This window comes from Leeuwenhoekiella obamensis (assembly GCF_055391795.1).
In genome coordinates this window covers 1,799,941-1,812,083 of sequence record NZ_AP029251.1, presented here as the reverse complement: position 1 = coordinate 1,812,083, position 12,143 = coordinate 1,799,941, and the positions used below count along the sequence as shown (strand labels likewise).

Here is a 12,143-nt window from a genome sequence, read left to right as displayed (position 1 = left end):
AAGATTTGTCGTTTATGCTGCAAGTTCCTTATAAATTATGTAAACCGCCATTAAAAGTACAAACCATCCAAAGGCTTTTTTGAGTTTTTTACCGTCAATGAATTTGTTGAGCCACACGCCGATGAAGATCCCAACTACTGAAATGGATGAGAAAATTAAGAGAAACTTCCAGTCGATCTCGTGGTTTGACACATCACCAAGAAAGCCGATCAAAGATTTTATCGCGATAATGAGTAGCGAAGTAGCTACTGCCTTTTTCATGGGTAGTTTTGCAAGTAATACAAGCGCTGGGATAATTAAGAATCCGCCGCCAGCACCTACAATTCCTGTTATTGTTCCTACTACAAGACCTTCTATGATGATCAATGGATAATTGTATTGAACCTCAGTTTCTTCACAATCTTCACATTTTTTCTTTTGACGGATCATACTTATTGAAGCTAGAACCATGATGATCGCAAAGAAAAGCATGATCGCTAGTCCTTTTGTTACTTGAAAATCTCCTATCATAAAAAGATTTTCAGGAATTGCCGGGATCAAATATTTACGGGTAAGAAAAACGCCTATAAATGCCGGAATGGCAAAAACGGTAGCTGTTCTAAGATCTACCATCCCTTTGATCATATTTTTTACTGCGCCTACGAGTGAAGTTGTACCTACTACAAAAAGTGAATAAGCAGTTGCGATCACAGGATTAAGACCAAGTGCATATACTAAAATAGGAACTGTAAGAATTGATCCACCGCCGCCTATTAGCCCTAGAGAAAGGCCAATTAGCAAGGCTCCTACATATCCTAATATTTCAAAAGCTACCATATTCTTTTTCTAATATGGGCAAAGCTAGAACTATGATCTATGAGTATGTGTAACGCAGGTTACAGGACTTCAATAAAATTGCGATGCAAATCAATATCGCCAGAATTTTCCATCTTTTTAAGAAGCCTTGAGATCACAACTCTACTGGTGTGTAGATCATCTGCTATCTCTTTGTGCGTAGTGTAAAGATGTTTGCTATTGAGAAGTTTAACCTTGTTCTTAAGGTAAATTTCCAGGCGCTGATCCATGTTTTTAAAAGCAATACTGTCTATACTCTCTAGCATTTCCATCATGCGATTGTGGTAGCTGTCAAAAACAAAATTTCTCCAAGATCTATATTTTCGGCTCCATTCTTCCATCTTCCCTATGGGAACCATAAGCAATTTTACCGCTGTTTCTGTAACGGCATGAATCTCACTTTTTTTCTGCCCCATACAGCAGGTAAGCGTCATGGCGCAGGTATCTCCTTTTTCAAGATGATAAAGTAGCAGTTCAAAGCCATCGTCATCAGGACGCAGGATCTTAATACTTCCTTCTAGAAGTAGCGGCATGTGTTTAATATACTGCCCGGGAATTATAAGATCTGTTCCTGCTTCAATTTCTTTGAGTTGCCCCACTTCAACCATTTCTTCAAGTAGTTCATTTTCAAAAAGATTTTGGTAGCTGGCTTGTATTTCTTGGATCATTGCATGCGTAAAATTGGTAAGTGTAATTTACGCATTTAGCTCGTTTTGGCTGTAGCCAAAAAAATACTTTTTAAATATCTTGCGATACCTGTTTATTTTTAGTGTCTTGCGATTCATTGCACTTTATTCATTTTCACGGAAGCGATCAAATATTTGTCCATCTACCGTATTTGCACACTAAGAAGATCTTGTTGTTATAGTACCAGGCCTTTGCTTTTTTGGGATCTTCATCAGCAAAAAATGACTGGGTGTTATACTCGTCTTTAAAGTATTTAAATTTACCATCATCTTGCACTTTGTAGTGATTTAAGAAATATGCTTTAGCTTCATCTGGAGTTTTAAAAACAAGTTCAGCTTCTGCTAAGAGATTGTCGTCGCTTACATCAAATTTAAAAAGCATATTTTGAAACGGTTTGTCTTGAAAACTCACGTAAAATTGATTTTTTGAAGCGTTTGTAGAGTAGGGTAGTCCGCTCTTTTTTAAACTGTTGTGAAAAGCGCTAGCATCTAACATAAACCCAATGTTGCTATCCTGAAGCGGAAAAAGTTCTTTAAAAAAGGTCTCGTAAACCGGGCTGACTTTTAATGTGTTTGTGGTGTTTTCCAGAGAAGTATAATCATCTGTACCTATAAAAATGTTAGCATACGTGCGTTTTACCTGAATGCCATTTGTTCCCGTTAAAGTGACTTTTGCATAGATCGCAGCTTTGCCTAGCAAGAAGTCTGGCGGAGTCAACTTGCCTTTAAAAGGGTAGGTTATAAACGGAATTTGGGTGGTGTCTTTTACTGCCGTTGTTTTGGCAAGTAACTCGTGTTTGCCGTTATAAAATTCATAATCCACTTGTTGTAGATCCATCGCTTCCTGATCTGAAGGATAAACCATTGAAACCGCAAACTGAATATCCTGCTGAGTATTGAAAATAGATGTTTTCAATTTCATATCTACACTTTGAGTCATAGGTTTAAAAACTGCGGGATAGTCTAAAGCAAGATTTCTTGGGATTATCGCTTCTTGCGCCATGATCCTGTGTGCGGCATATGAGATGTAGCCATAACCTTTGTCGCCCCATCCAGAACCCCAAGAATTCTTAAATATGAAGCCCTTATCATTATAGCCCACAATGGTAACGATATGCGCTCCATAATTATCTCTAATGGTGCCGTCTTCAAGTTTTGTTTTTGGGTTTTCTAGATAATAAGGTACTTTACCAGAGTAAGCATCCTCAATAAGATTTCCTTCATAGGTTTTTACCAGATCCATATATCTGGTTTTTTGTCCGTTGTATTCTATTAAAATTGTGGGAAGTAGCGGAGTATCAGGATTACCGCTGTATCTGCTCCACGCTGGCACATGCAGGTATTTATAACTTACGGCAATTGCAGTAAAGCCTAGATCAAGCAGTTCTTTAATGGTATTTACATCATTTACATCGCCTGGACCGTAGTAGATAAATCCGTTTTCTGGGATGGTGTATAAGGCTTTGCTTTGCGACAGCATTAATCCCACTTTACCCATTTGCGCACCACGAATGAGCCTTGTAAAATTATCATCAGCGCTCTTCCAGTCTGATGATTTGGGATTGTATGGCAAGACTTCCTCGGGTACAAAACCATATCGCGGTATAGAACCCATATAATTTCTTAAAAGATCACCTTCTTTGTACGGCACATCATCTTGATCCAGTTTAAGGCTTGCGTACAAATATTGCTCAGAAATATCTGCCGGCATTCCTGGCATTACTTCTATTGCAGCTGCAAGACCAAAGGCAGTGCACGTACCGCGATACCCTTGATTTTTTACAGGCGTTTGAAAAAGTCTATAATCCTTTTGAGCATTAAGATCAGCGATCCCAAAAAGCAGAAAAGCCAGCGGCAATAGTTTAAGTATTTTCATCGTATGAGGTTTTGTTCAAAATTCATTGAACAACCTTAAAAATGAAATACGCCAATTGCCGTATTTATTGGGTGTTTTGTTATTTGGCTTTAAGCCAAAAAATAAAAACTTAAACCTCTGCGGTTATCGTTGTGCCGTCTATAGAAGTGGTGTAAACCTTAAGATCGCGCGTGCTTCCTGCCGAGTTTTGTGGGCCTCGTATTGTGTCACCATCTATCTCGTATTGCGCAGCGTGCAATTGACATTCTACAATATTATCATCTGGTTTGTAAAAAAGAGATGCGCCTTGATGCGGGCAAATAGCTTCAATTGCCACAAAATCATCTGTGGTTGAGCCGCTACCTATGCGAATAAACAAAACCGAATTTTTCTTGCGTTGATCGCCCACATCAGGAATTTCTGAAATATCAATGCTAATATCGCCGGTGTTGCCACCGTTACCACCATTACCGCCATTTCCTCCTGTGGGATTGCTGCCCGGATCTGTAGTCGCACCATCGTCGCTAGAGCTGCAAGCTGCAAGTAAACAAGAACCTGTGCATGCCACTAATGCACCTTTGCCAATTGAGATAATAAATTCTTTACGCTTCATAATGTATTGATTTGGGGATTCATATAATATTAACGAAAAAAATCTTTAGTCGGTTTACCAAAAAATTGTGAGAGGTATTTTTTGGCTACAGCCAAATAAAAAATTACGCATCAAAAATTGATTTAGGTCAATATTTCTTGCGCTCATCCGTTACTGAAAATTGCAGTAAAGAATTTTATGGATCATAATGTAACATAACAGAATAATTGTAGTCTTATTAATTGATATTAAGTGATTTATGTTTAATTTAGTCTAGTTTGTAGTATGCTTAAAAAGGATAGTCTACTGCAAAACAGATGATTAAAAATTAAAATAGGCTTCGAAATCGTTGTAATTAACAATTTGTATTTTGTGGCCTGAATTTTGGGGATTATTTTTGAAATACCCATTATCTAACTTTCCAAATGAACGAAGATTTATACAACCTACTTAAAAGCAAGGAAGCCGATTATAAGGATGATTACTTATCAAATCTCTCAATAGATTGTGTAGTTTTTGGCTACCATGATAAAAATTTAAAGGTTTTACTCACCAGACTCATGCATGTAGATAGCTGGAGTTTGCCGGGCGGTTTTATTAAAAAAGAGCAGTCTTTGCAGGACGCTGCAACAGATATTCTTGAGACAAGAACTGGAGTGAAAGATATTTTCTTACACCAGTTTAAAGCCTTTGGGAGTCTAGATCGCACAAGCAAGATCTACGATGGGATGTCAGATCTGTGGTTTGCAGATCGCTTTATAAGTTTAGGATATTATGCGCTTGTAAATTATCAGGAGGTTTGCCTTGTGATGGATGATCTATCAGATCATTGCGAGTGGTGCGATATTATGGACCTACCAGAACTTATGATGGATCATAAGATCATTCTTGAAGAAGCCATGATCCAGTTGCGCAGAGATCTTAATTATAAACCTGTAGGTCTTAATCTACTGCCCGAAAAATTCACGATGCCAGAGCTTCAAAGTTTGTATGAGATCATTTTAGGTAAAAAACTTAATAGAGGTAATTTTTACAGAAAAATGATCAATTATAACATGCTAGAGAAGCTTAACGAAACCAGAAAAGGTGGCGCGCACAAATCACCAGATCTGTATTCGTTCAATATTGAGAATTATGAGAAGGCTATGCAGGATGGCTTTAAGGAGAGTTGGTAAAAGATATGTTTAACGCTTTCGCGAAAGCGACTACGCTATAAAAATGAAAAACCTTCAGCGCTAGCTGAAGGTTTTTTTATTGAATTGATTTTAATTCTTAGTCTTGATAAAAGTTGGTACTTGGCCAGCTATCATTAGAGTAGTTTACATCTGGTAAGATCTTGTTAGGATCAAGTTCTACGCTGGTAGGTTTCTTATCAGTGTTTACCATGTGGCTCCAAGTTTTACCACGCTGCCATATCTCAACTGGTAGATCTACATTTTCTGTAGAACCATCTTCGTAAGTGATCTTCATTTTTACAGGCATTGGCACCTCACCGTCGTTTGAGATAGAAACGATAAAACCTTCACCATTTCTATTACCTCTTACGCTATCAATAGCAAGATCTATATTACCATTACCATAAAACCAGCTCCCGAAGAACCACGAAAGGTTTTCTCCTGCAACATTTTCCATATGGTTAAAGAAATCTGCTGGCTGTGGATGTTTATATGCCCAAGTTTTGATGTAAGATTTAAATGCATTGTCAAATCTCTCATGACCTAAGATATATTCTCTAAGCATAAAAAGTCCTAGCGCTGGCTTGCGGTATGCTGTCATCCCCAGGTTGCTGATATTTACAACATCTGGATACGTGTCAATACCCTCGCGAGTATCACCTCTAAGCCATCCTGTTACATTTCTTGTTTTATCCAATCCGTCAGGATATTCACCAAATTCTTCTGAACTGTAGAAATTGATAAAAGAGTTAAATCCTTCATCCATCCATGGGTATCTTCTCTCGTTAGAACCCACGATCATCGGGAACCAGTTATGACCAAATTCATGATCTGTAACTCCCCAAAGTCCAGCACCTGTACTTCTGTAGTGACAGAAGTTAAGACCAGGATATTCCATTCCGCCTATCTCTGCAGCTACGTTTGTTGCAACAGGGTAAGGAAATTCAAAATACAGTTTTGAGTAGTTTTCAATAGAATTTTTTGAGTATTCTGTAGAGCGGCTCCATGCGCCCTGACCATCACTTTCTTTAGGGTACACAGACTGCGCGTAGATCTTTTTGCCACTAGGCAAATTAACTTTTGCAGCATCCCAGATAAAGGTTTTAGATGAAGCAAAGGCAACGTCTCTTGTATTTTCCATGGTGAAGTGCCATGTTAAAGTACCACTTTGCTTAGCGCGAATAGAAGCATCATTCACTTCTTCTGGCTTAACGATATACACAGTCTCGTCGCTATTTTTAGCTTTATCCATACGCTCGCGCATGGTAGACGACATTACTTCTTTAGGGTTAACTAACTCACCAGATCCCACAACGATGTGATCAAAAGGAGCAGTGATCTCATAATCAAAATCACCATAATCAAGGTAGAATTCACCAGCACCTAAGTAAGGCTCGATGTTCCATCCTTCAATATCATCGTATACAGCTGCACGAGGATACCATTGTGCCATTGCGTAAATTGTACCATCTTCAACAGCAAGTCTTCCCATTCTGTCCATCCCTTTTACAGGAATTTTATAGGTGAAGTTCATTGATACGGTAGCTTTACCACCTTCTGCTTTAATAGGCTCAGCAAACCAAACTTGCATACGCGTATCGTTTATGATATGCTTAGTAGAAGTGCTTCTACCAGTTTTTGCTTCAAGATTTGAGATGTCATAACCGCCATCTATATCTCCGTTATAACGGTTACCGCTCAAAGGCGTAGTAAGTGTTCCTCTAGAATTTTCAGTAAATCTGTTTTGTTCTAGCTGTAGCCAAATAAAAGGCAACTCGTCTGGGCTGTTGTTTGTATAGGTAAGCGTTACTTTCCCCGTAAGGGTATGCGCCTCATCATCTAGTGTAGCTTTAATTTTATAGTCTACCTCATTTTGCCAGTAATCTGGTCCTGGAACACCTGAAGCTGAACGGTAACGGTTACCTGAGCGATCCATAAATTCACCGAATTTATCTTGATTGCTCTCGTATTGTGCGTGCGCCATAAAGCTTAGCGCACCGGTAATAAAAAATAGAAAGAAAAAAGCGTGGTTTTTTCTTTGGTTAAACATAGTTGATTTCATTTATGAGATTTGATTGTTAATGAATATTCTCTTGAGATTTGATCAAAAGCGTCATTTATTCGCAATTTTAAGAAAAGTAAATCCTTTTAGTAATACGATATGTTTTAAAATGTAAAATCCTTTGGAATTTTGATCAAGGCTTAAAAGTAACGCAAATCATAGACTTTTTCTAACAAAAACGGCTCAAAACGCTTTGTTTTGAGCCGTCACCTTAACTAAAATAAAACAAAATCAAAAACAACAATTAATTCCAGCCTCCACCTAGCTCACGATACATGTTTACGCGAGCAAGAAGCTGGTCTTTTTTTGTTTCAACAAGATCCATTCTAGATTCTAGGGCATCCCTCTGAGTAAGAAGAACCTCCATATAATCTGCACGGGCTGATTGAAAGAGTTTATTAGTGATATTAATAGATTCGGTCAGTGCTTCAACCTGATCTTCCTTGAGGTCATAGCTCTTTTTAAGATTATCAATATTAGACAACTCGTTAACTACCTCTATGTAGGCATTAAGAATTGCTTTCTCATAATCATAAACTGCCTGGATCTGTTTCGCATTAGCGTTTTTATACTCAGCTTTAATTGCCGCTCTGTTAATCAGCGGAGCAACAATATCACCTACTACGGAGTATAATAAAGACTCTGGAGTTGAGGTCAAGAACTTAGTTTTAAACGCTTCAAGGCCTACACCTGCGTTGATCTCTAACGAAGGATAGAAGTTCGCACGCGCAGCTTTGATATCTAATTTGGCTGCAGCCAACTCATATTCTGCTTGACGAATGTCTGGACGATTTTTAAGCAACTGCGATGGCACACCAGCATAAACCGCATTAAGATCACGACCTATAAAATTATCAGAATCTCTTGCTACATGTTGCGGCGTTCTACCCAGTAGAAAATTTATTCTATTCTCTGCTTCTACGATCTCTTGCTTTACAGCGAAAAGTTCACTGCGGTTCTTTAAAACCTCTGCCTCAAACCTGCGAACACCTAGTTCTGTTGCACGAGCGGCGGTTTTTTGCAATCTTACGATCTTAAGCGCATTGTTCTGGATCTCTAAGTTTTGCTCAATGATCGCTAGCTTGTTGTCAAGAGCGATGAGCTCATAATAAGATTCTGCGATCTCAGAAATAAGATTAGTTACCATGAAATTCTTTCCTTCAACAGAAGAAAGATATTCCATCACGGCAGCTTTCTTAGAGTTTCTAAGTTTCTTCCAGATGTCTATTTCCCATGAAGCAAAAGCGCCTACAGTATAATTAGCAAGTGGTTCAGGAAACTCCTCGCCAGGTCTAATATCTGTAGTTGCATCATTTGCACCTTGACTTGTGTAACGACCTACTTTTTCAACTTCGGCGCCAGCCTTAAGCCCTACAAAAGGTAGATATTCACCTTGTCTAACGCCTATCTCATTTTGCACGATATTTACTTGTTGCATCATGATATTCAACTCTTGATTATTTACAAGAGCAGAATCTATAAGCGTTGATAGGTAAGGGTCTGAGAAAAATTCCTTCCATTGTAGTTTTGCCACATTTGTGGTGTCATCAGCCATTTGTGCCGCATAACTAAAACTATCTGGAAGCGAAGTATTCTCTTCTTTTATATCAAGGGTAGGAGCACAGCTGTATAACAAAAGTGTTGTTACAGCTGCGATCATCCCTAATTTTATGATTCTATTCTTCATCCTTATTTCTTTTTAGCAATTTCTTGATCTGTTTGTTCATTTTGCGAAGCTGAGTTTTAACTGAACTCTCGCTTTCGCTATTTCTAATGAACTCTTCAGAAATAGGTTCATGATGATGATCTTTTATCAAACTGCGACCTTCGGCCATTTTACCAAAGATGTAGTACAGACCTGGTATGATAATTACCCCAAAAATGGTTCCTATAAGCATACCGCCCAGCGCAGATCCACCAATGGTACGGTTACCAATTGCTCCCGCACCTGATGCGATAACAAGCGGTATCAAACCAGCGATAAATGCAAATGATGTCATCAAAATAGGTCTAAAACGCATCTTAGCACCTTCAATAGCAGCATCTAGTACAGTAGCACCTTGTCTATGTCGCTGTACCGCGAATTCTACTATCAATACAGCATTCTTGCTCAGTAATCCTACCAGCATGATTATACCGATCTGTGCGTAAACGTCATTAGAAAGTCCCATGAGTTTTAAGATCAAGAACGACCCGAAAATACCAACAGGCAATGAAAGCAATACCGCAAATGGTAGTAAGAAACTTTCATATTGAGCCGCGAGAACAAAATACACGAATACTAATACTACTAAGAATACATAGATAGCATCATTACCGCGACCTGCTTCGTCGTAAGACAAACCTTCCCAAGCGATATCATAACCTCTAGGCAAAGTTTCTTGTGCTACTTCTTTTATAGCATTAATTGCATCTGCACTGGTAAAACCTTTAGCAGGTAAACCTCTTATCGCCGCAGAATTGTATAGGTTGTATCTCGTGATCTCGTTAGGACCTAGTTTTTTCTCCATGGTCATAAACGAGGAGTATGGCACCATTTCACCTTCCTCATTTTTTACATAAAGTTCTTCTAGATCAGTAGGGAGACTTCTATATTCTGGAGCGGCTTGAGTATATACTTTAAAGAATCGACCAAACTTGATAAACCCTTGCTCATACGTACTACCGATCAAAATATTCAGGTTTTCCATGGCTTTACCAATAGAAACACCTTTTTGCATCGCTGCTTTATTATTGATCTTTAGTTCATACTGAGGATAATTTGCAGCGAAGAAGGTAAACAAACCGCTCAATTCTTCACGCTTGCCTAATTCTTCAAGGAATTTGTTGTTGATTCTCTCAAACTCATGATAATCTGTACTATTGGTTTTGTCTAGTAATCTCAATGAGAAACCACCAGAAGAACCAAAACCAGGAACCGCAGGCGGTTCAAAGTATTCAATTACAGCACCAAGGTTTTTAGATTCTTCTTCTAGCTCTTCCATGATCTCATGAACTGAATGTTCACGTTCTGACCACGGTTTTAAATTGATCAAACATGTACCGGCATTAGATCCACGACCCTCTGTCATGATCTCATAACCAGCCAGAGAAGAAACAGATTCTACGCCTTCAATTTCCTCGCAAAGCGCTTGAAGTTTTCTTGCTACATCATTTGTGCGCTCTAAAGTCGCACCAGGAGGAGTTTGAATAATCGCATAGATCATCCCTTGATCTTCACTAGGGATAAATCCTGATGGCAATACTTTATTTACTAATCCTGTTGCAAAACAGAACGCTATCAAAATACCAAAGGTTAAAACACGACGGTGAACTAAGTGCTTAAGGAATCCTACATAGCGACCTGTAAGACGTTCAAATCTATTATTGAAGCCGTCAATAAAACGGTTCATGATAGATTTCTTTCTTGGTTTACCATGATTGTTTTTCAAGATCATAGCACAAAGAACAGGGGTCAACGTCAATGCAACGATAGCCGAAATAATAATAGAACCAGCCATTGTGATCGAGAACTGACGGTAGAATACCCCTACAGGTCCAGACATAAAGGAAATAGGAATAAACACCGAAACCATAACCAGTGTTATCGCTATAATAGCTCCACCTATTTCTCCTAGTACGGCACTTGCTGCTTTATACGGTGATAGATGCTCTTCTTCCATCTTAATATGGACGGCTTCTACCACCACGATGGCATCATCGACCACAATACCAATCGCTAACACCAGAGCAAACAAGGTTATCAAGTTAATTGATAAGCCAAACATTTGCATGATAAAGAATGCTCCGATCAAAGAAACCGGTACTGCAATAATTGGTATCAAAGTAGAACGCCAGTCTCCTAAGAATAAGAATACTACAATTGCCACCAGAATAAATGCATCTCTAAGCGTGTGTATCACTTGCTCAATAGAAGCATCTAAGAAATTAGAAACGTCATAACTAATTTTGTAATCCACTCCCGGAGGTAGATCTGCTTTAAGTTCCTTAAGTTTCTCTTTAACCGCATCTATTACTTCACTACCGTTACTACCAAAAGTTTGTTTTAAAACGATAGAAGCAGATGGTTTACCATCAAGGTTAGAATAAATATCAAAGAATTCACTTCCTAATTCTACATCAGCAACATCACCTAAAGTGATCATTTCTCCATCAGAATTCGCCCGAAGGATTACATCCTTATATTGTTGTGGCTCACTGTATCGATCTTGATAGGTCAATACATATTCTAAAGATTGGGATTTCTTACCCGAACTACGACCTATCCTACCAGGCCTTGCCAGAATACTCTGGTCTTCCATTGCTTCCAGAACTTCTTCTGCTGAAATATTATAAGCACGCATTCTATCTGGCTTAAGCCAAACACGCATAGCGAATTTGCGGCTACCTAATATTTTAGCACTTGCTATACCGTTAATACGCTGTATCTCTGGAATGATACGCGTGTAAGCATAATTGTAAAGAAATTTCTCATCAGTATGCTTTTCTTTACTAAAGAGGTTGACATACATCAACATACTAGGTTGAACGGGAGTGATGATAACCCCTTCACGTTGTACCAGATCTGGTAACAAAGGCATCACCTGGTCAACCCTGGTTTTCACCCGGACGACGGCATCGTTAGGGTCTGTACCGGGATCAAAAATGATACGTACGGTTCCTTCACCAGCAGATGTTGCATCAGAAGCTATATAGCGCATTCCTTGAACTCCGTTAATTGCGGTCTCTAAAGGAATAAGCGTTGATTTTACTAACACGTCTGCACTTGAACCAGGATAAGCAATAAATATGTTTACCGTGGTTGGTGCAATTTGTGGAAATTGCGATATCGGTAATTGCTTGATCGCGAGAAGCCCTGTGAATACAATGATCACAGAGATCACGATAGCAAGTACCGGTCTATGAATAAACTTTTTAAACATTGTTAAGAATGATTATA

Annotated in this window: 8 protein-coding genes; 1 reads left to right on the top strand and 7 read right to left on the bottom strand. The window is 38.7% G+C overall.

The genetic code is table 11. The annotated features are described in order from the left end of the window. Positions 1-12 precede the first annotated feature (12 nt). The 4 genes from ACZ5L8_RS08005 to ACZ5L8_RS07990 form a co-directional block, all read right to left on the bottom strand. Positions 13-816 carry a sulfite exporter TauE/SafE family protein gene (locus ACZ5L8_RS08005; RefSeq protein ID WP_464440776.1) on the bottom strand — a complete coding sequence of 268 codons (804 nt, stop codon included), beginning with the start codon at positions 814-816 and terminating at the stop codon, positions 13-15. Between the two features lie 59 nt (positions 817-875). After that, a complete protein-coding gene (locus ACZ5L8_RS08000) occupies positions 876-1,502 on the bottom strand; it encodes a Crp/Fnr family transcriptional regulator (RefSeq protein ID WP_464440775.1) in 627 nt (208 codons plus the stop codon). A 145-nt stretch (positions 1,503-1,647) separates the two neighbouring features. Next, positions 1,648-3,396, bottom strand: a complete 1,749-nt coding sequence (locus tag ACZ5L8_RS07995) for a C1 family peptidase (protein WP_464440774.1) — start codon at positions 3,394-3,396, stop codon at positions 1,648-1,650. Positions 3,397-3,505: 109 nt separating this feature from the next. Next, the gene (locus ACZ5L8_RS07990; RefSeq protein WP_464440773.1) at positions 3,506-3,988 is read right to left on the bottom strand and encodes a QcrA and Rieske domain-containing protein; all 483 of its coding nucleotides are present in this window, start codon (positions 3,986-3,988) and stop codon (positions 3,506-3,508) included. 404 nt (positions 3,989-4,392) lie between these two features. Between ACZ5L8_RS07990 and ACZ5L8_RS07985 the strand changes: the two genes are divergently transcribed. Beyond that, the gene (locus ACZ5L8_RS07985) at positions 4,393-5,142 is read left to right on the top strand and encodes an NUDIX hydrolase (protein ID WP_464440771.1); all 750 of its coding nucleotides are present in this window, start codon (positions 4,393-4,395) and stop codon (positions 5,140-5,142) included. A 97-nt stretch (positions 5,143-5,239) separates the two neighbouring features. Here the strand turns inward: ACZ5L8_RS07985 and ACZ5L8_RS07980 are convergent, their stop codons facing one another. The 3 genes from ACZ5L8_RS07980 to ACZ5L8_RS07970 form a co-directional block, all read right to left on the bottom strand. Next, positions 5,240-7,204: a M1 family metallopeptidase gene (locus ACZ5L8_RS07980; protein ID WP_464440770.1), complete on the bottom strand. Its 1,965-nt coding sequence runs from the start codon at positions 7,202-7,204 to the stop codon at positions 5,240-5,242. 244 nt (positions 7,205-7,448) lie between these two features. After that, positions 7,449-8,891 carry a TolC family protein gene (locus ACZ5L8_RS07975; RefSeq protein WP_464440768.1) on the bottom strand — a complete coding sequence of 481 codons (1,443 nt, stop codon included), beginning with the start codon at positions 8,889-8,891 and terminating at the stop codon, positions 7,449-7,451. Further along, the gene (locus ACZ5L8_RS07970; RefSeq protein WP_464440766.1) at positions 8,881-12,126 is read right to left on the bottom strand and encodes an efflux RND transporter permease subunit; all 3,246 of its coding nucleotides are present in this window, start codon (positions 12,124-12,126) and stop codon (positions 8,881-8,883) included. The genes ACZ5L8_RS07975 and ACZ5L8_RS07970 overlap by 11 nt, the downstream gene beginning before the upstream one ends. Between the last annotated feature and the right edge of the window lie 17 nt (positions 12,127-12,143).